General features: G+C 60.0%; 23 protein-coding genes. 9 read left to right on the forward strand and 14 right to left on the reverse strand.

All coding sequences use genetic code 11. The annotated features are described in order from the left end of the window. Nucleotides 1-73 precede the first annotated feature (73 nt). From tag to V3H56_RS00070, 3 genes are all read left to right on the forward strand, one after another. Nucleotides 74-631 carry a DNA-3-methyladenine glycosylase I gene (tag, locus tag V3H56_RS00060; protein ID WP_338474068.1) on the forward strand — a complete coding sequence of 186 codons (558 nt, stop codon included), beginning with the start codon at nt 74-76 and terminating at the stop codon, nt 629-631. 43 nt (nt 632-674) lie between these two features. Beyond that, a complete protein-coding gene (locus V3H56_RS00065) occupies nt 675-1,562 on the forward strand; it encodes a lysophospholipid acyltransferase (protein ID WP_338474069.1) in 888 nt (295 codons plus the stop codon). A 538-nt stretch (nt 1,563-2,100) separates the two neighbouring features. After that, on the forward strand, nt 2,101-2,307 hold the full coding sequence (locus tag V3H56_RS00070; RefSeq protein ID WP_338474070.1) for a hypothetical protein: 207 nt from the start codon (nt 2,101-2,103) through the stop codon (nt 2,305-2,307). A gap of 462 nt (nt 2,308-2,769) precedes the next feature. Here the strand turns inward: V3H56_RS00070 and V3H56_RS00075 are convergent, their stop codons facing one another. Next, nucleotides 2,770-3,852 carry an RHS repeat-associated core domain-containing protein gene (locus V3H56_RS00075; RefSeq protein ID WP_080964398.1) on the reverse strand — a complete coding sequence of 361 codons (1,083 nt, stop codon included), beginning with the start codon at nt 3,850-3,852 and terminating at the stop codon, nt 2,770-2,772. 458 nt (nt 3,853-4,310) lie between these two features. Between V3H56_RS00075 and V3H56_RS00080 the strand changes: the two genes are divergently transcribed. Continuing rightward, on the forward strand, nt 4,311-5,099 hold the full coding sequence (locus V3H56_RS00080; RefSeq protein WP_338474071.1) for an SDR family oxidoreductase: 789 nt from the start codon (nt 4,311-4,313) through the stop codon (nt 5,097-5,099). Nucleotides 5,100-5,135: 36 nt separating this feature from the next. Here the strand turns inward: V3H56_RS00080 and V3H56_RS00085 are convergent, their stop codons facing one another. Then, a complete protein-coding gene (locus V3H56_RS00085) occupies nt 5,136-6,269 on the reverse strand; it encodes a GGDEF domain-containing protein (protein ID WP_047739365.1) in 1,134 nt (377 codons plus the stop codon). 134 nt (nt 6,270-6,403) lie between these two features. Further along, a complete protein-coding gene (locus V3H56_RS00090) occupies nt 6,404-6,967 on the reverse strand; it encodes a TetR/AcrR family transcriptional regulator (protein WP_338474072.1) in 564 nt (187 codons plus the stop codon). 149 nt (nt 6,968-7,116) lie between these two features. Here V3H56_RS00090 and V3H56_RS00095 point away from each other — a divergent pair, with 149 nt between their 5' ends. Continuing rightward, a complete protein-coding gene (locus V3H56_RS00095; protein WP_338474073.1) occupies nt 7,117-7,815 on the forward strand; it encodes a glutathione S-transferase in 699 nt (232 codons plus the stop codon). A gap of 221 nt (nt 7,816-8,036) precedes the next feature. Here V3H56_RS00095 and V3H56_RS00100 read toward each other — a convergent pair whose 3' ends face one another. Both V3H56_RS00100 and V3H56_RS00105 read right to left on the reverse strand, forming a co-directional pair. Beyond that, nucleotides 8,037-8,411, reverse strand: a complete 375-nt coding sequence (locus V3H56_RS00100) for a lysozyme inhibitor LprI family protein (protein WP_080922152.1) — start codon at nt 8,409-8,411, stop codon at nt 8,037-8,039. Between the two features lie 116 nt (nt 8,412-8,527). Further along, entirely contained in the window at nt 8,528-9,085 is a 558-nt protein-coding gene (locus V3H56_RS00105) for a hypothetical protein (protein WP_052497400.1), read from the reverse strand. 597 nt (nt 9,086-9,682) lie between these two features. Here V3H56_RS00105 and V3H56_RS00110 point away from each other — a divergent pair. Further along, on the forward strand, nt 9,683-10,039 hold the full coding sequence (locus V3H56_RS00110; protein WP_042732795.1) for a DUF6124 family protein: 357 nt from the start codon (nt 9,683-9,685) through the stop codon (nt 10,037-10,039). Between the two features lie 155 nt (nt 10,040-10,194). Then, nucleotides 10,195-10,782 (forward strand): DUF805 domain-containing protein, encoded by a 588-nt coding sequence (locus tag V3H56_RS00115; RefSeq protein WP_338474074.1) that lies wholly within the window; start codon nt 10,195-10,197, stop codon nt 10,780-10,782. An 84-nt stretch (nt 10,783-10,866) separates the two neighbouring features. Here the strand turns inward: V3H56_RS00115 and V3H56_RS00120 are convergent, their stop codons facing one another. The 3 genes from V3H56_RS00120 to V3H56_RS00130 form a co-directional block, all read right to left on the reverse strand. Continuing rightward, complete coding sequence (locus V3H56_RS00120) at nt 10,867-11,640, reverse strand: MetQ/NlpA family ABC transporter substrate-binding protein (RefSeq protein ID WP_338474075.1); 774 nt, start codon at nt 11,638-11,640, stop codon at nt 10,867-10,869. A 75-nt stretch (nt 11,641-11,715) separates the two neighbouring features. Next, complete coding sequence (locus V3H56_RS00125; protein ID WP_041024679.1) at nt 11,716-12,390, reverse strand: methionine ABC transporter permease; 675 nt, start codon at nt 12,388-12,390, stop codon at nt 11,716-11,718. Beyond that, nucleotides 12,390-13,397, reverse strand: a complete 1,008-nt coding sequence (locus tag V3H56_RS00130) for a methionine ABC transporter ATP-binding protein (RefSeq protein ID WP_047739361.1) — start codon at nt 13,395-13,397, stop codon at nt 12,390-12,392. Before V3H56_RS00130 ends, V3H56_RS00125 begins: the two co-directional genes overlap by 1 nt. A gap of 208 nt (nt 13,398-13,605) precedes the next feature. On the opposite strand from V3H56_RS00130, the gene katE reads away from it, so the two are divergent. Beyond that, nucleotides 13,606-15,744, forward strand: coding sequence for a catalase HPII (gene katE / locus V3H56_RS00135; protein ID WP_053148179.1), 2,139 nt, complete (start codon nt 13,606-13,608; stop codon nt 15,742-15,744). Nucleotides 15,745-15,862: 118 nt separating this feature from the next. Here the strand turns inward: katE and V3H56_RS00140 are convergent, their stop codons facing one another. From V3H56_RS00140 to zur, 4 genes are read right to left on the reverse strand one after another with little or no spacing between them, the layout of a single operon-like run. Then, nucleotides 15,863-16,576: a PA5502 family lipoprotein gene (locus V3H56_RS00140; protein ID WP_047739359.1), complete on the reverse strand. Its 714-nt coding sequence runs from the start codon at nt 16,574-16,576 to the stop codon at nt 15,863-15,865. Nucleotides 16,577-16,613: 37 nt separating this feature from the next. Continuing rightward, the gene (gene znuB, locus V3H56_RS00145; RefSeq protein WP_338474076.1) at nt 16,614-17,402 is read right to left on the reverse strand and encodes a zinc ABC transporter permease subunit ZnuB; all 789 of its coding nucleotides are present in this window, start codon (nt 17,400-17,402) and stop codon (nt 16,614-16,616) included. After that, a complete protein-coding gene (gene znuC, locus V3H56_RS00150; protein WP_047739357.1) occupies nt 17,395-18,177 on the reverse strand; it encodes a zinc ABC transporter ATP-binding protein ZnuC in 783 nt (260 codons plus the stop codon). Before znuC ends, znuB begins: the two co-directional genes overlap by 8 nt. Further along, nucleotides 18,177-18,659, reverse strand: a complete 483-nt coding sequence (gene zur, locus V3H56_RS00155; RefSeq protein WP_338474077.1) for a zinc uptake transcriptional repressor Zur — start codon at nt 18,657-18,659, stop codon at nt 18,177-18,179. The genes znuC and zur overlap by 1 nt, the downstream gene beginning before the upstream one ends. A gap of 66 nt (nt 18,660-18,725) precedes the next feature. Here zur and V3H56_RS00160 point away from each other — a divergent pair, with 66 nt between their 5' ends. Beyond that, nucleotides 18,726-19,649: a zinc ABC transporter substrate-binding protein gene (locus V3H56_RS00160; protein ID WP_338474078.1), complete on the forward strand. Its 924-nt coding sequence runs from the start codon at nt 18,726-18,728 to the stop codon at nt 19,647-19,649. Between the two features lie 20 nt (nt 19,650-19,669). Here V3H56_RS00160 and V3H56_RS00165 read toward each other — a convergent pair whose 3' ends face one another. Together V3H56_RS00165 and trkA are read right to left on the reverse strand one after the other, a co-directional pair. Continuing rightward, on the reverse strand, nt 19,670-19,981 hold the full coding sequence (locus V3H56_RS00165) for a tetratricopeptide repeat protein (RefSeq protein WP_338474079.1): 312 nt from the start codon (nt 19,979-19,981) through the stop codon (nt 19,670-19,672). Nucleotides 19,982-20,131: 150 nt separating this feature from the next. Then, nucleotides 20,132-21,505, reverse strand: coding sequence for a Trk system potassium transporter TrkA (trkA, locus tag V3H56_RS00170; RefSeq protein WP_053148189.1), 1,374 nt, complete (start codon nt 21,503-21,505; stop codon nt 20,132-20,134). Between the last annotated feature and the right edge of the window lie 10 nt (nt 21,506-21,515).

A 21,515-nucleotide genomic window follows, 5' to 3' on the forward strand; every position in this document is an offset into this window, starting at 1 on the left:
CCTGTTTCTTGGGCTGCGATTTAAAGAGCGGGAGTATACCCGATTCGTTCGTGCGCACGCCCCCTGGAGCCTTATGCCACGCTGCTTTTGGTGTACCGAAGATCCGTTGTACATGGCCTATCACGATCAGGAGTGGGGGACGCCGCTGCGCGATGCGCAGGGTTTGTTCGAGTTGCTTTTGCTCGAAGGGTTCCAGGCGGGGCTGTCCTGGATCACCGTGTTGCGTAAACGCGCCCACTACCGCGAGGTGCTGTACAACTTCGACGTACAGCGGGTGGCGCAGATGAGCGACGCCGAGATCGAGGACCTGATGCAGGACCCCGGCATCATCCGCAACCGCCTCAAGCTCAAGGCCGCGCGCCGCAATGCCCAGGCCTGGCTGGCGCTGGAAGACCCGGTAGCGTTCCTCTGGTCGTTCGTGGGCGACCAACCCATCGTCAACCATTTCAAGGACCGCACCGAAGTGCCGGCCATCACGCCCGAAGCGGTACAAATGAGCAAAGGCCTGAAAAAGGCCGGCTTCACGTTCGTCGGGCCGACCATTTGCTACGCCTTCATGCAGGCCTCGGGCATGGTCATGGACCACACCCAGGATTGTGACCGCTACGCCGAGTTGGCAAACGGCGGTTAGAATAGCCGGCTCGCGACACGGCCCATGAATTCAGGAGTGACCTGTGGATAAGTTGAAAGGCGCCTTGCTGGTCGGCGCTCTGCGGTTGTTTGCGCTGCTGCCCTGGCGGGCGGTGCAAGCGGTGGGGTCGGCCATTGGCTGGCTCATGTGGAAGCTGCCCAACCGTTCCCGCGACGTGGTGCGGATCAACCTCGCCAAATGCTTTCCCGAGATGGACCCGGCCGAGCGCGAACGCCTGGTGGGCCAGAGCCTCAAGGACATTGGCAAATCCCTGACCGAAAGCGCCTGCGCCTGGATCTGGCCGGCCCAGCGCTCCATCGAACTGGTGCGCGAAGTCGAAGGCCTGGACGTCTTGAAAGAAGCCCTGGCGTCCGGCAAAGGCGTGGTGGGCATCACCAGCCACCTGGGCAATTGGGAAGTGCTCAACCACTTCTATTGCAGCCAGTGCAAACCGATCATTTTCTACCGCCCGCCCAAGCTCAAGGCTGTGGATGAACTGCTGCAGAAACAGCGGGTGCAGCTGGGCAACAAAGTCGCGGCGTCCACCAAGGAAGGCATCCTCAGCGTCATCAAGGAAGTGCGCAAGGGCGGCCAGGTGGGCATCCCCGCCGACCCGGAACCGGCCGAATCCGCCGGGATCTTCGTGCCCTTCTTCGCCACCCAGGCCCTGACCAGCAAGTTCGTGCCCAACATGCTCGCCGGCGGCAAAGCGGTCGGCGTTTTCCTCCACGCCCTACGCCTGCCGGACGGCTCCGGCTACAAAGTCATCCTCGAAGCCGCCCCCGAGGCCATGTACAGCACCGACACCGAAACCGCCTGCGCCGCCATGAGCCAAGTGGTGGAGCGCTACGTGGGCGCCTACCCCAGCCAATACATGTGGAGCATGAAACGCTTCAAGAAACGCCCGCCGGGCGAGGCGCGGTGGTACTGAAACGGCCAGCGATTTGCTCAACCAAAGCCCTGTGACAAAAAAGCTCGCCCCACATTGGTTCCCTAAACACCACTGGCCCTGCGTGGGAGCGAGCCTGCTCGCGAGACGAACTGACCAACAACACCTGTCCAACTGCCCTGCACCCCGTGGCGAGGGAGCTGCTCCCGCCGGGCTGCGAAGCGGCCCGAAACCCAATGCAACTGCAAACGTTCTGACGAACACTTCCCACCTGAGCGAGAGCTCCATCCCCGACCATTTATCTAGAATTCTGCGGGTCTGTAAGTTCTTACAGTAGCCACGTCGTCCTACCCGGCCCCTAATGACTTCGTCGCCCCCTTTCCTAGGACCGGAAAATCGTACTTGCGCAAGCACGGAGATCACGAAGTTATAAAACGTGACGCTCGCCCAAGTATCGAGCTGTTGATAGGGGACGGTCACGGCGGTGCCGGTGGACGAAGGTGTACGGCCCTGACACCTCAAACAGTCCATCCATGCTGGGTTTGCCGGCCTGGGTGGCCTCATTGTAAGGAGCTAGATCATGGTAGATTTTGCCGCAGATTCACTTATCGAGACCTATAAGAATCTGGATATTATGCGTAAGCCACACGATCCCTATGGTGGTGCTGGGCAGTATTACTTTATGTTTGGCAACGGCGAGCGCAGCGAGCTTTACTCAGACTTGAGTGAGTTGAAGCGGTACATTGACGCCAGGGTTACCGAGGCCAGCGTTTGGCACGATGTTTGATCCTGCGTTGATGTAAACAGGCATACCGCCCGCTCCCACAGGTGATCAGCGAACGCAGAATCTGTGAGTACTCGAAAACCAATGTGGGAGTGCTTGCTCGCGATAGGCACTCGGTAAAAACAGAGCTCCAGCCCTGAATTCCAGGCCGCTTGGCCGCGCGCTTCGGCGCGCCGGCTATGCTGGAATCCCGGTCTACTGACCTGCTACAGCTGCCACCCGATCGAACTGAGTTCGTTGTTGGCGAATCGGGTTTGGATAACGTTGAAGTTCGATAGAAGACAGCCAACGTGTCAATAGACAAACCCGACCCAAAGGCCGGGTTTGGATTGTTTTACTTAGACGAGAAGTCCAGACTTTCGTTGGGACAAATAGAGTGAAGTAAAAATTTGGGTGGTACGAATGAATTACGAACTTTGGCTAATCGGATGGTTGGTAATTTTTCGTCTGACCACCGGAATAATGTCAGTAGGGCGCTTCATGTGGTCTTGGAAGAATTACAGTACTTTTCGTGGTGACTTCTCGTATTTTTGCAGATTCAAAGGCTGGAGATCTAAGCACCAGCTCCACGTAATTCCCTTCACGTGAAGTATGAAAAGAATAATCCCGCCCTTCTTTTAGTGCTTTATGGTTGTTCACATAAACACCAAATCTTTTGCTTCCGTGGGCGACCGTCCGCTCATAGGTCGGTGTAGAATAAAACCCTTTGCCGTAATATCCTATTTTGGTTTTTGCGGGGTTGATCCCAGCCAGTAAGCTTTGAGTATTTATTGGGTGACTACCGTGATAACCGATGAGATCGTTATATCCAGTATTTTCAGCACTCTTGATCGATAGATCGGGCAGGGATTGGGTTCGTTGAATCTGAACTCCGGCGTTCGGCGTCCTTTGTTCGAATTTTGGGCGCATATGATGGGGGGTTTTATAGTAAACATTGTTTATCCAATCATCTGCGCTATTGATGTTTCTACGCTTTAGAACCAGCTTTGATATACTCCGAAAGAGAATTTTAAGGCCAATGTGGCCAGTTGGGTCGTATGAATTGATCGGATCACCCTGCCCGTACGCATACGCATTAAGGCCACCTTCCCCAAACGGACTAAAACTATCCGGGCTATTAAATCGCATTAATACCGTATTGAGCGCCCGATATCCATTTCCCAGTAAATAATGTCCGGTCACTGAGTCTGAACGCTCGCCGTTGAATCCCAGAATGTTAAGCGATGCACTTTCAGTGGGGCGATAGCCGTAGGGCGAGTAAACGTGAGATGGCCGCTGATTGTTCCCTTTTACTTCGTACATTATTGAGCGTAGAGAATCAGTGGCCAGCAACGCTGTATCTAGCGTATGGCTTTGTCGCTGTTGCTGGGCCAAAAGAAAGTCCGTGTGCTGGACGATCGAAATCTCGATCTCTCCTTGTACCTCTGTGCTCAGGCGACTTTGACAATAAAAACGGTGCTGCGGGACGCTCTCCAAGACGTGACTCGTCAACCTATCCAAGGGATCGTAGCGATACTGGCATAGTAAGGTTCTTAGTGGGGAGAACATTTGAGCACTCCATACTTTCACAATCAGAGGGCCTTCAGTATCGGAGAATTTGGCGGGGTTGGGAACTAGCAGAACTGATGGGGCGTGGGGGATTAAGCATGTGGATCCGACGACGAGTGCGCGACGCTTGACGTAAATGCTAATTCACAGGGGCGGCCAGCTACGCTCTCCCTAAGCCTACGCGGCCTCGCTTTCGCTCCGTTATTGGAAGATGGCGCCTAGGTGGACCTCAACGGTCGTAGCAGGAGAAGGGTGAGAGACGCCCGGGACAAAAAGAGAACGATTTATTTTGGTTACGGAGGTCGGGAGGCGTAAAGCCTCAATCGCATCCATGCTGTAGTTCCTGTGACAGCGCATACGTTGGCTGGTTAACTGTTGAAGCCACACCTCTAAACCCGTCGGACTTCGGCAGCCAAAATATCGCACCGACCCTGCTCACTAATCGAGGAGACCCTCCCATGAAAATCGACTTCACTGGCCGTCACGTTTTAGTCACCGGTTCCACCAGCGGCATCGGTTTTGCCACCGCCAAAGGCTTCCTCGAAGCCGGAGCCAACGTGGTCCTCAACGGGCGCAGCGACAGCAGCGTGCAGGACGCATTGCAGCGCCTGGGCGGCCTTGCTGCCAAAGCCGAAGGCTTTGTTGGCGACCTCAGCAACGAGGCAGGTTGCCGGGCATTGGTCGCCAAGTACCCGCGCTTCGATGTGGTGATCAACAACCTGGGCATCTTCAAGTTGGAAGACTTCTTCGAAACGCCGGACAGCGAATGGCAGCGTTTCTTCGAAACCAACGTCATGTCGGGCGTGCGGGTTTCCAGGGCCTATGCGCCGGGGATGGTCGAGCGGGGTTGGGGGCGGATTGTGTTTGTGTCGTCTGAGTCGGGTGTGAATATTCCCGCCGACATGATCCACTACGGCTTCACCAAGACCGGCCAGCTTTCAATTGCTCGCGGCTTGGCCAAGCGCCTCGCCGGCACGGGCGTCACGGTAAACTCGGTGTTGCCTGGGCCGACGCTTTCCGAAGGCGTTGCCCAGATGCTCCAGGCCGACGTCGAGCGCACCGGGGACAGCCTGGAAAAGGTCGGGGCGGATTTCGTCAAACAGCACCGCAGCACCTCGATCATCCAGCGGGCGGCGCGTGTCGAGGAAGTTGCCAACATGATCATCTATGTCAGCTCGGAGCAGGCTTCGGCGACCACCGGGGCGGCGCTGCGCGTGGATGGCGGCGTGGTGGACAGCATTATCTAGCGGGGTGCAGCGGCAGACCTGTGGATAACTGCCGGTTTACGACGGCTGCGCCACCGCCACTTGATTGCGCCCCAACGCCTTCGCCTGGTACAGCGCCTTGTCCGCGTTGTTCATCAGGCCATTAAGGTCTTTATGCCCCGCCGCCGTGGAGGCAACGCCAAGGCTGGCGGTGATGCGTTGGACGGGGTCGACCTTCAACCCGGCAATCGTCGATACGAGCGTCTGCGCAATGTCGATGGCCACTGCCAGGGAGGTGTTGGGCAGCAAAATGGCGAATTCTTCGCCGCCGAGCCGGCCGTGGATATCCGTGGCACGAAACGACGAGCTGATGACCACGCCCATCTGCCGCAAGACCTGATCCCCCACTTGATGACCGTAGGTGTCGTTGATGTGCTTGAAGTGGTCCATGTCCAGCATCACGACGCACAGTTCCAGGCGATGGATCTTGCAGTCGTGGTAGAGCCGCTGGGCGTGTTCGAAGAACGCTCGCCGGCTCTTCAGGCCGGTCAGTTCGTCGGTTTGGGCGGCACGGGTCGAGATGCTGTTGGCCTGCTCCATTTCCCGGGTCAGGCGGAAGGCGGTTTCCAGGGCCTTGGACATTTTCCGGGTGGCGCGGGCGGCGAAGGCGGCGAACACCAGGATCGAAAGGGCCAGGCCCATTTGCATCGTGGACGGCTGGACCAGCAGCCAGGCGGTGCACGGCAACAGCACCAGGCCGATGGAAACGAGGGTCATGTCGCGGTAGGCCGAGTAACAGGCCACTGCGCTGACGGACATGCCGACCGAAAAGAGCATGACCAGCGCCTGGGACAACAGATCGTCCGCCGGCATGATCACGAAGGCCCCGCCGCCCCAGACGCTGGCGGACAGCACCAGCGTGGCCCAATACCGGCGCTCCCAGCGTTGCGGTGTGCGCTCACTTTGGGTGCTGCGGAAATAGGCCACGAACATCGACAGGCGCAGCAGCGTCGTACCGGTCAGGATGCCCAGCCACCAGAGGATCACGCTGTGTTCAAGGCGGTCCCAGCACAGCCAACTGAGCATGATGGCCGCCAGGTAGCTGCCCAATACCGCTGAAACCGATTGGCGGAAGAGTTGCTGCAATCGATCGGTTCGCACCTGCTCGGCGATGAAGAAATCCTGGTCACTCCGAGATCCTAGGCAATCCATGTGATTCACCTGAGCCTGACGCAAAAAAAAGAACGATTGTGGCACCTCGCCAGCAACGCAAACAACCGAATTACGCACGTAGCCTGCGCAAAGTCGCGCGGCTGGGAAACCACCTAGGCAAAGGGCGCCGACAGTCAGGCTGGAATCAATCCCGCTTCCTGGTAACTGGCTATCAGGTCATCGAACAGGTCGACGTCCATCCGCGTTCGTGCAATCAACTGCGCGCCCGCGACGGCGGTGTAGATGGCCAAGGCTCGACGCTCGCAGGCTTGCGGGGTGCGGGCACCGGCATCGACCAGCACTTGGGCCAGCCACGTCACGTTGACGTCCGCATACGCCTTGACCTCTCGCATCACTTCTTCGGGCAGGTCTTCGGATTCGGCCGCCATGAAGCTGGACAGGCACAGCCTGTTGCCGTTCTTCAGCGAGCTGCGGAAAATGGAAGGGTAGCGCCGCAGGCACTCAGCCGGATCGGGGTGGGCGGCGCGTATCTGCTCCAAAGCCTGGCGCGTGTCTTGCCAATAGCGTTCGGCGACCGCGGCACCCAGACCGGCCTTGCTCGGGAAGTGGTAGTAGATGCTCGCATTCTTGATGCCGACTTCTTCGGCAATGCTACGGAAATTGATCCCGCTGTAACCGTGCAGTTGGGCGGCTGATCGGGCCGCCGCCAAAATGGCCTCTCGAGCATTTTCGTTCACGTTTGTCACCTCGCTTCGAGATTCAAATGGATCAGAGGCAGGGATTCTACGCCCATCACCGCTTACCTGCCAATTGTCAGGTAGGGGCTTGACGAGGTAGAAAATAAGGCTCAGTCTTTGCCTACCAACTGACAGGCAGGGACACAATCATGACCGCTCCGCAGCAACGCAGTGACGCTTCTTCAACGCCCGCTACGCTGAAAATCTACGACTGGTTCAACGGCCCCTACCCCGCCCGCGTGCGCATCGCGCTGGTGGAAAAGGGCTTGCTGTCGAACGTTGAGTTCGTACCGATCAATCTCTGGACCGGCGAGCACAAGGCACCTGAATTCCTGGCCATCAACTACTCCGGGACATTGCCCGTGCTGGAGCTGGATGACGGGACGCGAATCGCCGAGTGCACGGCCATTACCCAGTACCTGGATGGCCTGGACGGTGAGCCGACGCTGACGGGTAGGACGCCGCTCGAGCAAGGCATCATCCATATGATGACCAAGCGCGCCGAAATCGAATTCCTCGATGCCGTCAGCGCCTACTTCCACCACGCTACGCCGGGCCTGGGCCCGCAGGTCGAGCTGTACCAGAACGCTGAGTGGGGCCGCCGGATGGGTGACAAGGCTGTCCGCGGCATGCGTTATTTCGACAACCTGCTCAAAGACCAACCCTACGTGGCGGGCGACGCGTTTTCGATGGCCGACATTGCCGTGTTGGGCGGCATGATCTTCGCCTCGCTGGTGCAACTCCCCGTGCCCGAGGACTGTGTCGCGCTGCGCGCCTGGCACGCCAGGATGCAACAGCGCCCCAGCGTCCAGGCATGGCGTGCGATGGTCGAGCGCGGTGCCGCGTAGCAATGAGAATGCCTCGTCAGCGGCCACGGGCGAGTTGAGTGCCTGGCTGGCGAGTCGGGTGTTGGATCGCGGGTGAACCCGCCAAAGAAAAACCCGACGCTTACGTCGGGTTTCTCTTTGCGGCTTTTCGCTTGTCCCGCGAATGAGTCACGGGTGCGAAAGGGATGCAGCGCACCGTTGAATGAGCGAGAGCAAGCTCTGCATGCTCATTGTTTTACGGCTTACTCGACTTGCGACAGCTTGGCGTCGTCGCAACCAGCGGCACGGCACTCGCGCTCGACAGCCTTGAGTATGACGATACGCGCCTCGGTCTTCTCATTGGCACAGTCCAGGTAGAGCAGGCCATCGTTGGAGCAAGCGCTGTCACGATTTTTGATCCACTGGATTTGCGCGGCTTTCACCTTTTTCTTCTGATCCGGGTTCAGCGCACTCATCGTCTTCTTGTACTGTTCATTGATCTCCTGATCCGACTGAACCATTTTCAGCGACGCGCAATAGGTTCTGTCGTAGGCGTTTCTAGGGTTATCGCAGCTCATCGCGAATGCAGATGCCGATGCCATTGCCAGCAACGCCCCAACCAACAAAGACTTGATCACTCACTTCTCTCCCTGAATGCCCTCTATTGATTAGAGGTCGCGGCGGGGAATCTATCATGAGGGTTGGAGAACAATGAAGTACAACTGCAACGCCCTCGCCGCCGCGCTAGCTGTCGTTACAGCTTTGACGCTCTCGACCAAAGATCGAGGTCGCTGCTGCACGCCGCGACGATGTAGTTCCCACACCAGGAGAATCCGAACGCCCTCACGTGTTCTTTGTAGATCACCGTGCAATCCTTTTGATGACCCTCCATCAGGGCATCCTTGAAGGGTTTGCTTAGAATAAGGCGGTTTTCAGGCCAATCCGGAGAAACCAACTCCAGCCCTTCCCCGGCCATGTTGCCGGTGGGCAAGCCACCGCCCTGTAGGCCACACAGCGGTACGACTTCATCGGCGATCACGCCAATGCCCTGGCAATGCAACCCGAGCTCACTCAAGCCCGCATATTCTTCATAGTCGCGCTCAATTTTTTCTCCTGTGTCGCAGTGCACAACACTCCGACCCGAGCTTGAGACAACCAGCAAATAAGGACCTTTCTGCGAGAAACCTACCGATAGCAGCCCGCCGACGGCTATCGAGGTGACATGAGTCCAACCCTCGGGGTTCGCGTTAACCGGGATCTGGTCGATGAGTCGTATCAAGCGCTTTCGATTGTCTTCGTGTAATGAATTCATGAGTGCCTGCGGATAAGAAAGAGTAAGTTTTATTCTGTCCTCGGCTCTTCCTTCTCTGGCCGAAAGACAAGTAGCTACCAAGTATCGAGCGGGGCATTCCCGAGTCGGTCAACATTCGTGGCGAGGGAGCTTGCTCCCGCTGGGCTGCAAAGCAGCCCCAACCACCCTGAAAAACTCCTACAGACAAAACCGCAAAGCCAATTCAAACCCCAAGCGCAAACCCACCTAGCCCCAATTTTCAGGCCAAACCCAAGCCCTGTTTATCCTCCCGCCGCTAACCGTCCGCCAAGCTACCCAACCTTGCGTCATTGCCTACAACTACGCCAGAATCCGCCCGCTTGTGCACCTTGCCCCTGGGCTCTATCGTTTTCCTGCCACTGCCCATCAGTGGTCGGGTTTAGTAGCCCGCGGTTGTGTCAGTAAAATGCATGAGCTCTCCATCCAGGCAGGTTCTCACTTTGCCCTTGATGGTGGCTGTGCGCAGGGCGCTTCGGCGCGCCGGCAATGCTGATCTCCCCGGTCTACTAACCTGCGTACAGCCGCCACCCTTCTTTTAGTAGGGAAGAGGTTGCGGCTTAACCATGGAGTAATCAGCACATGTTCAAACCTACACCGAATCCGCCAGAGGCGGACCAAGCTTCCTCGCGAACCAAATCCAAAGCCAAGAAACACGACGAAGCCACCAACCGCGTCTTGGACTATTACCTGCTACCAAAATCAGAAGATGCGTCCCAACCGGGCCAGCTCTTCACCGTCGCAAAAAACGCCGACAACGAATGCCTGCTCGCCAACCTCAGCGAAACCCTGGCGGCAGCCGACGCGATGGTCAGCAACCTGGCCTTCGACCTGGAAGGCTCACGTCGTCATATTGCTCTTGGTATCCAGCAGTTGATTGAGTTGAGTTCGTTGCTGGCTAACCGAGTGTTAGATAACGTCGAGCCGCGAAACGGGTAAGCCGTTAAAAGAAAACCCGATGCGTTATGTCGGGTTTTCGCCCCCCTTTACACGATAGTGTTTTCTCTTGAGTTTGATGCCGGCCTTCGATTAGATACGAGGCGTAAACGTTGTGACGTGAATAGCACCATCAAAACACAAGGGAACAGCGCTAAATGGCAAGGATAGAACCGGTTTTCGGCAGCATCAGCAGCGAAATCGAAAACCCATACAAACCGGGCGACGCTCAACTGATTGACGACGAGGTTGTCACGTTTTCAAAACCCAGAATTCTTGATTTTTCCGGACGTATTTCTCTGGCGCGCTTCTGGCTGATTCGTGTGCCCTTGGTGCTGGTTCTTCCGTGCATTTTGCTGGCGTTCTTTATGGTGGGGTTGCGCCATCAACTGGTGGTTTTGCTGATAGTTGGTGTCACCGTTGTCGTTCCTGCCATCCTGCTCGACGTGTCTCTACTGGTACGCAGGGCACGTGATATAGGCTCGAGTCCGATAATATGGGGAATTCTCAGCGTGTTCCCTGTTATCGGCTTTTTGATAACGCTTCCGCTCGTCATGCTTCCGGGGCGTAAAGCGATTAATAAATACGGCCCGCCCAATCCACCTCTCTCGACGTTGGTAAAGCTACTTACCGCGCTTTTGGTGGTGCTGGTGCTTGTAACTTCAACCGTGCTAGTTGCGTATTTTCCCGAATACCACCCAGAGGCACTCTACGAGTGGTTTTTTAACGCACTGGTTCAGGCATAACGCACAACGCTCATCCTCCAAACAAAAACGGGGAGATGCATTCCCATGCATCTCCCCGCCTTCACTCATTCATTACGTTTCAAATCAAAACGCCGGCAATACCGCGCCTTTGTACTTCTCAAGAATAAAAGCCTTCACTTCCGGGCTATGCAGCGCAGCAACCAGCTTCTTCATCGCCTCACTGTCCTTGTCATCCTCACGCGCTACCAGGATGTTCACGTAAGGCGAGTCGCTGCCTTCGATCACCAGCGCATCCTTGGACGGATCGAGCTTGGCTTCCAGCGCATAGTTGGTGTTGATCAGCGCCAGGTCGACCTGGGTCAGCACGCGTGGGATGGTCGCGGCTTCCAGTTCACGGAATTTCAGGTCCTTGGTGTTCTCGGTGATGTCTTTGATGGTCGACAGGATGTTGGCCGGATCCTTGAGCTTGATTACTCCGGCTTTGGCCAGCAGCAGCAGCGCACGGCCGCCGTTGGTGGCGTCGTTGGGGATGACCACGTTGGCGCCGCCCGGCAGTTCGTCGAGTTTCTTGTACTTGCTGGAGTACGCGCCCAGAGGCTCCAGGTGCACGCCGACCACGCTCACCAGGTGGGTGCCCTTGGCCTTGTTGAATTCATCCAGGTACGGCTGGTGCTGGAAGAAGTTGGCGTCCAGGCGTTTTTCGGCGACTTGTACGTTGGGCTGGATGTAGTCGGTGAAGACCTTGACCTTGAGGTCCACGCCTTCCTTGGCCAGCGCCGGTTTGACGAACTCGAGGATTTCCGCGTGCGGTACCGGCGTTGCCGCGACGCTCAGGGTCTCGGCGGCGTGGGCGGAAAAGGCTGCGACGGCAGCGAAGGCAACCAGTAACTTCTTCATTCAGCTAACTCCTTGTGAGTGCCCGCTTGCGGCACCTGCCAGCGAATGGCTGGCTCATGGTTTTGGCACGACGCCTTATTTTCTAGAGAAATGCACAACCAGCTTGTCGCCCACGGTTTGCAGGACTTGCACCAGCACCAGCAGCAACACCACCGTGACCACCATGACATCGGTCTGGAAGCGCTGGTAGCCGAAGCGGATCGCCAGGTCGCCCAAGCCACCGGCGCCCACCACACCGGCCATGGCCGTGTAGGACACCAGCGTGATCGCGGTCACCGTAATCGCGGCAAAGATGCCCGGACGGGCCTCCGGCAGCAAGGCGTTGACGATGATCTGCCGGGTCGTTGCGCCCATGGCCTGGGTCGCCTCGATGATGCCGCGGTCGACTTCGCGCAGGGCGGTTTCCACCAGGCGGGCAAAGAACGGTGTCGCACCGACCACCAGCGGCGGAATTGCCCCGGCCACGCCCAGCGAGGTCCCGGTAATCAATACCGTGAACGGGATCATCACGATCAACAGGATGATGAACGGCAGCGAGCGCAGGATGTTGACGATCAGCGACAACAGCGCATAAACGCCGCGGGCTTCGAGCAACTGGCGCGGGCTGCACAAAAACAGCAGCACGCCCAGGGGCAGGCCGAGCAGCACGGTGAACAACAGCGAGCCGAACAGCATCAGGAAGGTGTCGCCGGTGGCCAGCCAGATCTCCAGCCAGTCGATGTTTGCAAAGAAATTCGTCAGCAGTTCCATCAGCGCAGCACCTCCATGTGGACATCGGCCGCGGTGAAGCGGGCGAACGCCGCCTCCATGTCACCGCCGGTGATGGCGAGGGTCAGTTGCCCGTAGGGGGTGTCTTTGATGCGGTCGATACGCCCCGCGAGGATGCTGTAGTCCACTCCGGTTTCCCGGGCGACGGTGCCGAGCAATGGGGCGTAGGTCGCATCGCCCTGGAACGTCAGACGCACGATGCGCCCGGGCACGTGGGCAAAATCGTCGCGCTGTTCGCTCTCGTCGATCTGCTCGTCTTCCTGGACGAAACGCTTGGTGGTCGGGTGCTTGGGGTGCAGGAACACCTGGGCCACCGGCCCCTGCTCGACAATCACGCCGGCGTCCATCACCGCCACTTCATCACAGACCCGACGAATCACGTCCATTTCATGGGTGATCAGCACGATGGTCAGCTTCAGCTCGCGGTTGATTTCGGCCAGCAGTTGCAGCACCGAGGCGGTGGTCTGCGGGTCCAGCGCGCTGGTGGCTTCGTCGCACAGCAAGATCTTGGGCTTGGTCGCCAGGGCACGGGCGATGCCGACGCGCTGCTTCTGGCCGCCGGACAATTGCGCCGGGTACTTCTTGGCGTGGTCGGACAAGCCGACGCGGGCGAGCAACTCGGCGACGCGCTGGTCGATTTCGCTGCGGGACAATTCGCCGGCTAGCGTCAGTGGCAGCGCCACGTTGTCGGCCACGGTCTTGGAGGCCAGCAGGTTGAAGTGCTGGAAGATCATCCCGACCTGCTGGCGAAAGCGCCGCAGGCCGCCTGCGTCCAGGGCGGTGACTTCTTCACCGTCGACGATGATCTTGCCGCCGCTGGAGTCTTCCAGGCGATTGATCAGGCGCAGCAGGGTACTTTTTCCCGCACCGGAATGGCCGATGAGGCCGAAGACCTGACCGTTCTCAATCGTCAGACTGGTCGGGTGCAGGGCGGGGATATCCTTACCGGCGACCCGGTAGGTTTTATGGACGTTTTGAAACTCGATCACGTAGCGAACCTTGTGGGGCGCGTTGGAAAAAGATCAGCGGTTAGCCGGGCGCGCATTTTAGCCTGTCCGTATAGAGGTTCTTAGCATTTATTTGCGATCTGACCTGTCATTTGGCAATAACGCGATCAAAGGCATAAAAAAGGAACACCGCCTGGCGGTGCGGGTCACTCCTAAAGCAGCCACAGATCGCAAAGAGGAGTGACGCCTGATGAGCACCAACAAGCCCCCGGTCGACAAGAGCCAGTTGGCCGGGACCGACACCCTGGACCGCGGCAACACCAACGCCAAGCTCGACAGCCTGGAAACCTTCCGCTCCGACGCCACCGAACAGGCGTTGCGCACCAATCAGGGCGTGAAAATCGCCGACAACCAGAACACCCTGCGCGCCGGCGCCCGTGGGCCGTCGTTACTGGAAGACTTCATCATGCGTGAAAAGATCACGCATTTTGACCACGAGCGCATCCCGGAGCGTATCGTCCACGCCCGCGGCACTGGCGCCCACGGTTACTTCCAGAGCTATGAAGCCCATTCGGCGCTGACCAAGGCCGGTTTCCTACAAGACCCGAGCAAGAAAACGCCGGTGTTCGTGCGGTTTTCCACTGTGCAGGGCCCACGGGGTTCCGGTGACACGGTGCGGGACGTACGCGGTTTTGCGGTGAAGTTTTTCACCGACGAAGGCAACTTCGACCTGGTGGGCAACAACATGCCGGTGTTCTTCATTCAGGACGCGATCAAGTTTCCCGACTTCGTCCATGCGGTCAAACCCGAGCCGCATAACGAGATCCCTACCGGTGGCTCGGCCCACGACACCTTCTGGGACTTTGTCTCGCTGGTGCCGGAGTCGGCCCACATGGTGATCTGGGCGATGTCCGACCGGGCCATTCCAAAAAGCCTGCGCAGCATGCAAGGCTTTGGCGTGCACACCTTTCGCATGATCAACGCCGAAGGCCGCAGCAGTTTCGTCAAGTTCCACTGGCGACCCAAGGTCGGCACCTGTTCCCTGGTGTGGGACGAAGCCCAGAAGCTGGCCGGTAAAGACACCGACTACCACCGTCGCGACCTGTGGGAAGCGATCGAGATGGGCGACTACCCGGAATGGGAGTTCGGCGTACAGATCGTCGCCGAGGAAGACGAGCACAAGTTCGACTTCGACCTGCTCGACCCGACCAAGATCATCCCCGAAGAGCTGGTGCCCATCACGCCCCTGGGCAAAATGGTGCTGAACCGCAACCCGGACAACTTCTTCGCCGAAGTCGAACAGGTTGCCTTCTGCCCTGGGCACATCGTGCCGGGTATCGATTTTTCCAACGACCCGTTGCTGCAAGGTCGGCTCTTTTCCTACACCGATACGCAAATCAGCCGACTCGGTGGGCCGAACTTTCATGAGTTGCCGATCAACCGTGCCATCACTCCGGTGCACAACGGCCAGCGTGACGCCATGCACCGCACCACCATCGACAAGGGTCGCACGTCCTACGAGCCGAACTCCATCGACGGCGGCTGGCCGAAGGAAACCCCGCCCGGCCCGCAGGACGGCGGCTTTGAGAGTTATCCGGAGCGCATCGATGCCCACAAGATCCGCCAGCGCAGCGATTCGTTCGGCGATCATTTCTCCCAGGCGCGGCTGTTCTACAAGAGCATGAGCCCGCATGAGCAGGAGCACATCATCGCGGCCTATAGCTTCGAGCTGGGCAAAGTGGAGCGGGAGTTCATCCGGGCGCGGCAGGTCAACGAGATCCTGGCCAACATCGACCTGGAACTGGCCGGGCGAGTAGCGAAAAACCTGGGTCTGCCGGCGCCCACCGCTTGCACCGTGGACGTGCCGACGCCTTCGCTGGAGAAATCCCCGGCCCTGAGCCAGGCGAACCTGCTCTCGGGCGACATCAAGACCCGCAAGGTCGCGGTGCTGGTGGCTGATGGCGTCGACGGCGCGATCATCGATGCGCTCAAACAGGCATTGGAGGCCGAGGGCGCTCACGCCAAGGTCCTGGGGCCGACCTCTGCGCCGGTCACCACCGCCGATGGGCAAACGTTGCCGGTGGACGCGTCCATGGAAGGGATGCCGTCGATTGCCTTCGACGCGGTGTTCGTCCCGGGCGGCGCGCAGTCCATCCAGGCGCTGAGTAGCGATGGCGTGGCGTTGCATTACCTGTTGGAAGCCTACAAGCACCTGAAGGCCATCGCCCTCAACGGGGAAGCCCGGCAGTTGCTGGTGCTGTTGAAGCTGGAGGCGGATGCCGGGCTGATTCCCGACGCGGATGCCAGCAAGTTCCAGGCGTTCTTCGACGCGATTGCGCAACACCGGGTGTGGGCGCGGGAGCCCAAGGCCAAGGCGATTCCGGCTTGAGGAGTGTCTGAAAAAGGCTCTGTTGCCTGACAGTACGCCATCGCGAGCAAGCTCGCTCCCACAGGGTCTTGTGATGAATCACTGAACCTTGTGGGGGCGAGCCTGCTCGCGAGGCTTTTTAGGATTTGCGCGGTGTAAGAACCACCTGCGCCGGCACGCTGCGCAGGATCTGCTTGCGCAGCTTCAAGTCGAACCCGGGGTCGAGTTTCTTGACCCGCTTGGTCAGCAGTGTCGCCAACCACGGATAATCATCGGTGCGCGGTGCCTGGATGCTGACATCACATTGGTAATTCACCACATCGGCGGCAATGGCATCCAGTTGGCGACGCATTTGCTGCACATCGGCAATGTTCAACGCCACGGTGGTGCTTTCGGCGCTGGGGTCGATCAGCTTGGCGACCGGCTTGGCTTCGGCCGCCTTGAGGGCCGCTTCGGCTTTGTCCAGGTCGGCCTTGCGCGCTTGTGCAATGGCGCTGTTGACTTCGCCGGTAAGCGCTGGGGCCTTGGGCATCAAGGCTCGGGCACGGCTCAGAGCGGTGGCGGCGGCGTTGACGTCACCCTTTTGCAGGTCGATCTGGCTGCGGCGCAGGTAGGCCTCGGCCAACTGGCGTTGGAAGGGTTCCAGCGACGCATCTTCAGGCGATTGGGCCTGCAAGGTGGCCAGTTGGTCTTCAGCGGTGGCCAGCTCATTGGCGGCCAGGCTTTGTTCCAGCTGCGCGATGGCCGGGCCCCGGGTATCGGGGGCCTCGGTGACCGGCGGCGTACTCTGGCAAGCGCCCAGTAGCACTGAAAGCGCGACTAGGAGCAGATAACGGGAGGCGAACGGCTTCATTCCTGCGACTCTCTATTTGCGCAAAAAGCGAGCAAGTCTACACCCCTCGACGAGGCAGGACAAAACTCAGCAGAAACAGCGCGGCGGCGCTGACCACGATCGATGGGCCGGCCGGGGTGTCCTTGAACCAGGAAAGGGCCAGCCCGCCGCACACTGCGAGCATGCCCAGCAGGCTCGCGCCCAGGGCCATCTGCTCCGGCGAGCGGGCGTGACGTTGTGCCGCAGCCGCCGGAATGATCAGCAACGAAGTAATCAGCAACACACCGACGATCTTCATGGCCACGGCGATGACCACCGCAATCAACAGCATCAAGGCCAGGCGCAGCCCCGTCACGGGCAGGCCTTCGACCCGCGCCAGTTCCTCGTGCACGGTGACGGCCAGCAGCGGGCGCCAAAGCGCCACCAGCAGCGCCAGCACCGCGGCACTGCCCCCCAGGATCCACGACAGGTCGACCGGGCTGATGGCCAACAGGTCGCCGAACAGGTAAGCCATCAGGTCGATGCGCACATCGTGCATGAAGCTGAGCACCACCAGGCCAAGGGACAACGTGCTCGGTGCCAGGATGCCCAGCAGCGTGTCGGACGCCAGCGGCTGGCGCTGTTGCAGCGTCACCAGCACCACCGCCAGCAACAGGCAGCCCACGGTCACCGCCACCGCCGGGCTGACGTCCAGTAAAAACCCCAGAGCCACGCCGAGCAACGCCGCGTGGGACAAGGTGTCGCCAAAATAGGCCATGCGCCGCCAGACCACGAACGAACCCAGGGGCCCGGCCACGAGTGCCAGGGCCAGGCCTGCGAGCAGGGCATACAACAGAAAATCAGCCATGCTTGCAGCCATCTCCGTGAACATGGGGGGTAACCGGCGCACCAATGACCACCGAACCGTGCAGGTCGTGGGCGTGGTCATGGTGGTGGTGATAAATCGCCAGGCTTTGTGCGTTCTTTCCGAACAGCTCGACGAATGCCGGGTCGCCGCTGACCTGCTCGGGGTGCCCGGAGCAGCAGACGTGACGGTTGAGGCAGACCACCTGGTCGGTGGTGCTCATCACCAGGTGCAGGTCATGAGACACCATCAGCACGCCGCAACCGTGCCGGTCGCGCAAGCGGGTAATCAGGCTGTACAGCTCGGCCTGGCCCGCCACATCGACGCCCTGGACCGGCTCGTCGAGTACCAGCAACTCCGGCTCGCGCAACAGGGCCCGGGCCAGCAGTACGCGTTGCATCTCGCCGCCGGACACGCTTTGCACCGGGCTGTCGATGACCTGTTCGGCCCCGACTTCGTTGAGCGCCGCCAGGGCGCGCTCGCGATCGACACCTGGGACCAGGCGCAGGAAACGCAGGACCGACAGCGGCAACGTCGGATCGACGTGGAGTTTTTGCGGCATGTAGCCGATCCGCAGCTTCGGCTTGCGCCAGACGTTGCCGCTGTCGGGCTTGAGCAAGCCCAGCACGGCGCGCACCAGGGTGGTCTTGCCGGCGCCGTTGGGGCCGATCAAGGTCACGATCTGCCCGGGCTCGACGCTCAGGTGGATGTCATCCAGCACGTTCTGCCCGGCGAACTTGACGGCCACCTGTTCGAGGCGGATCAATGCGTCGCTCATCAGGCCCCCTGGCAGCCGGCGCAGAGGCCGACCACTTCGACGGTCTGGGTGTCGACCACGAAGCCGACATCCTGGGCGCTGGCGATGATCGCATCGCTGATGGATTTCTGTTCCAGCTCGATGGCGGCGTGGCATTCGCGGCAGATCAGGAACTGGCCCTGGTGGGCATGCTCCGGGTGGTTGCAGCCGACGAAGGCGTTGAGCGAGGAAATGCGATGCACCAGGCCGTTTTCCAGCAGGAAATCCAGCGCCCGATACACCGTCGGCGGCGCGGCGCGGCGGCCATCCTGCTCGCTGAGTACTGCCAGGATGTCGTAGGCGCCCAGCGGCTTGTGGCTTTGCCAGACCAACTCCAGCACCCGGCGGCGCAACGCCGTCAGGCGCAACCCTTGGCGCGCGCAGATGGCATCGGCCTCGGACAGCGCGCTGTGCACGCAGCGGGAGTGATCATGGGGGCGACTGGCAAGGGGTGTAATAGGCATGGGCAGCGACGAGTTCAGTGAGAGACGTTATTATGTTACCCGTTCTCGCCTCTTCGAGTGGTCATCGTGTCCCGATTTTTTTTGCTCTTTGTCGCTTTTTTCGCCAGTTTCCTGTTGATTGCCCCAGCCCAGGCCGAGGTCAAGGTCCTGACCAGTATCAAGCCGTTGCAACTGATTGCCGCGGCGGTGCAGGACGGTGTGGGCGTGCCTGAGGTGCTGCTGCCGCCCGGCGCTTCGCCCCATCACTACGCGCTGCGGCCCTCCGATGTACGCAAAGTGCAGTCGGTGGACCTGCTCTACTGGATCGGCCCCGACATGGAAGGTTTCCTACCGCGGGTGTTGAACGGTCGTACGGCGCCTTCTGTCGTGCTGCAGGACTTGCCGGGACTCAAACTGCGGCATTTCGCCGAGGACAGCCATTCCCATACCGACGAGGATGGCGACGAGCACGATCATGATCACCGTCCTGGCACGATCGACGCGCATCTGTGGCTTTCGCCGCTCAATGCCCGAGTGATCGCCGCAAAAATGGCCGCGGACCTGAGCGCGGCCGATCCAGCCAATGCCTCGCGCTATCAAAGCAACCTTGGGAGCTTCAACCAGCGTCTCGACGCTCTGGACACACGCCTCAAGGGCCGTCTGGCCGGGGTCGCGGGCAAGCCGTATTTCGTTTTCCACGAAGCGTTCGACTATTTCGAAGACCACTACGGCCTCAAGCACACCGGGGTGTTCGCCGTGGCGGCCGAAGTCCAGCCCGGTGCCCAGCACGTAGCGGCGATGCGTACGCGCTTGCAGGCCGTGGGCAAGACCTGCGTGTTCAGCGAGCCGCCCCTGCGGCCACGCCTGGCTGAAACCCTGGTGGCCGGGTTGCCGGTGAAGCTGGCGGAACTGGACGCATTGGGTGGCTACACCCCGGCGACCGCGCAAGGATACGAGCAACTGCTGGAAAAACTGGGCAATGACCTGGCGGGGTGCCTGGAGTCGCTATAAGGCGACGCGCTCCAGCGGCGTCAGGCTTGTCGGTCGAGTTTCTTGAGAAACACGGTCATTTCTTTCTCGGCCTGCTTGTCGCCATGGCCCCGGGCAGCGTCCAGGCCCCGCTCCCAGGCCGCGCGCGCCGCCGCAAGATCCCCCCGGCCCTGATGCGCCTTGCCCAACAGTTTCCAGGCAGCCGAATACTGGGGGTCGAGCTCGACGCAACGTTGCAGGTGCTCGGCGGCACGGGGGAATTCGCCAAGGTCGAGATAGCCCTTGCCCAGGCCGAAGCGCAGCAACGGGTTATCCACACCCTTGGCGAGCATTTTTTCCAGGGAGTCGAGCATGGTTGGCGTCCTTGAGAGTTGTGTCAGGGGTTGATCGGCTGCGAGTCAGATGGCTATCGCGAGCAAGCTCGCTCCCACTGGGAATGTACTCCACCTGTGGGGGCGCGCTTGCTCGCGATGAGGCCATTTACTGTCACGGCGGATCCTGGGTCAGAAAAAGCTCAACCCCACATGGAACAGCTTCTCGACATCGCGAATGTGCTTCTTGTCCACCAGGAACAGGATCACATGGTCGCCCGCCTGGACCACCGTGTCGTCATGGGCAATCAACACTTCTTCATCACGGATGATGGCGCCAATGGTGGTGCCCGGCGGCAGGCCGATGTCGCGGATGGCCTTGCCGATCACTTTGCTGGATTTGGCATCGCCATGGGCAATCGCCTCGATGGCCTCGGCCGCGCCCCGGCGCAGGGAGTGCACGCTGACGATGTCGCCGCGCCGCACATGCGCCAGCAAGGTGCCGATGGTCGCCAGTTGCGGGCTGATGGCGATGTCGATGTCGCCGCCCTGGATGAGGTCGACATAGGCCGGGTTGTTGATGATGGTCATCACCTTCTTCGCCCCCAGGCGCTTGGCCAACAGTGACGACATGATGTTGGCTTCGTCGTCGTTGGTCAGGGCCAGGAAGATGTCGGCATCGGCGATGTTCTCTTCCAGCAGCAGGTCCCGGTCCGAGGCGCTGCCCTGCAGCACCACGGTGCTGTCGAGGGTGTCCGAGAGGTAGCGGCAGCGGGCGGGGCTCATCTCGATGATCTTGACCTGGTAACGGCTCTCGATGGCTTCGGCCAGGCGTTCGCCGATCTGCCCGCCGCCGGCGATCACGATGCGCTTGTAGCTTTCGTCGAGGCGGCGCATTTCGCTCATCACTGCGCGAATGTTCGCCTTGGCCGCGATGAAAAACACCTCGTCGTCGGCTTCGATCACCGTGTCGCCCTGGGGCAGGATCGGCCGGTCGCGGCGGAAGATCGCCGCCACACGGGTCTCGACATTGGGCATGTGCTCGCGCAGTTGGCGCAGTTGCTGGCCCACCAACGGGCCACCGTAGTAGGCCTTCACCGCCACCAGTTGTGCCTGGCCTTCGGCAAAGTCGATCACCTGCAAGGCCCCCGGATGCTCGATCAGGCGCTTGATGTAGTTGGTCACCACCTGCTCGGGGCTGATCAACACATCCACCGGGATGGCTTCGTTGTCGAACAGGTCGGTACGGGTCAGGTAGGCCGCTTCGCGCACCCGGGCGATCTTGGTCGGGGTGTGGAACAGGGTGTGGGCGACCTGGCAGGCGACCATGTTGGTTTCATCGCTGTTGGTGACGGCCACGAGCATGTCGGCATCGTCGGCCCCGGCCTGGCGCAGTACCGTCGGCAATGAGCCCCGACCCTGCACGGTGCGGATGTCGAGACGGTCGCCCAGGTCCCGCAGGCGTTCACCGTCGGTATCGACCACGGTGATGTCATTGGCCTCGCTGGCCAGGTGTTCCGCCAGCGAACCGCCGACCTGCCCGGCGCCAAGGATGATGATTTTCATCCGGTCACTC

Origin of the sequence: Pseudomonas sp. MS646, assembly GCF_036693845.1 — a bacterium.
Classification (GTDB): domain Bacteria; phylum Pseudomonadota; class Gammaproteobacteria; order Pseudomonadales; family Pseudomonadaceae; genus Aquipseudomonas; species Aquipseudomonas chlororaphis_E.

Coding starts and splice junctions, on each gene's coding strand:
- tag (WP_338474068.1), top strand. CDS start 74: ATGCCACGCTGCTTTTGGTGTACCGAAGATCCGTTGTACATGGCCTAT.
- V3H56_RS00070 (WP_338474070.1), top strand. CDS start 2,101: ATGGTAGATTTTGCCGCAGATTCACTTATCGAGACCTATAAGAATCTG.
- V3H56_RS00075 (WP_080964398.1), bottom strand. CDS start 3,852: ATGTTCTCCCCACTAAGAACCTTACTATGCCAGTATCGCTACGATCCC.
- V3H56_RS00080 (WP_338474071.1), top strand. CDS start 4,311: ATGAAAATCGACTTCACTGGCCGTCACGTTTTAGTCACCGGTTCCACC.
- V3H56_RS00085 (WP_047739365.1), bottom strand. CDS start 6,269: ATGGATTGCCTAGGATCTCGGAGTGACCAGGATTTCTTCATCGCCGAG.
- V3H56_RS00095 (WP_338474073.1), top strand. CDS start 7,117: ATGACCGCTCCGCAGCAACGCAGTGACGCTTCTTCAACGCCCGCTACG.
- V3H56_RS00105 (WP_052497400.1), bottom strand. CDS start 9,085: ATGAATTCATTACACGAAGACAATCGAAAGCGCTTGATACGACTCATC.
- V3H56_RS00110 (WP_042732795.1), top strand. CDS start 9,683: ATGTTCAAACCTACACCGAATCCGCCAGAGGCGGACCAAGCTTCCTCG.
- V3H56_RS00115 (WP_338474074.1), top strand. CDS start 10,195: ATGGCAAGGATAGAACCGGTTTTCGGCAGCATCAGCAGCGAAATCGAA.
- V3H56_RS00120 (WP_338474075.1), bottom strand. CDS start 11,640: ATGAAGAAGTTACTGGTTGCCTTCGCTGCCGTCGCAGCCTTTTCCGCC.
- V3H56_RS00125 (WP_041024679.1), bottom strand. CDS start 12,390: ATGGAACTGCTGACGAATTTCTTTGCAAACATCGACTGGCTGGAGATC.
- katE (WP_053148179.1), top strand. CDS start 13,606: ATGAGCACCAACAAGCCCCCGGTCGACAAGAGCCAGTTGGCCGGGACC.
- V3H56_RS00140 (WP_047739359.1), bottom strand. CDS start 16,576: ATGAAGCCGTTCGCCTCCCGTTATCTGCTCCTAGTCGCGCTTTCAGTG.
- znuB (WP_338474076.1), bottom strand. CDS start 17,402: ATGGCTGATTTTCTGTTGTATGCCCTGCTCGCAGGCCTGGCCCTGGCA.
- znuC (WP_047739357.1), bottom strand. CDS start 18,177: ATGAGCGACGCATTGATCCGCCTCGAACAGGTGGCCGTCAAGTTCGCC.
- zur (WP_338474077.1), bottom strand. CDS start 18,659: ATGCCTATTACACCCCTTGCCAGTCGCCCCCATGATCACTCCCGCTGC.
- V3H56_RS00165 (WP_338474079.1), bottom strand. CDS start 19,981: ATGCTCGACTCCCTGGAAAAAATGCTCGCCAAGGGTGTGGATAACCCG.
- trkA (WP_053148189.1), bottom strand. CDS start 21,505: ATGAAAATCATCATCCTTGGCGCCGGGCAGGTCGGCGGTTCGCTGGCG.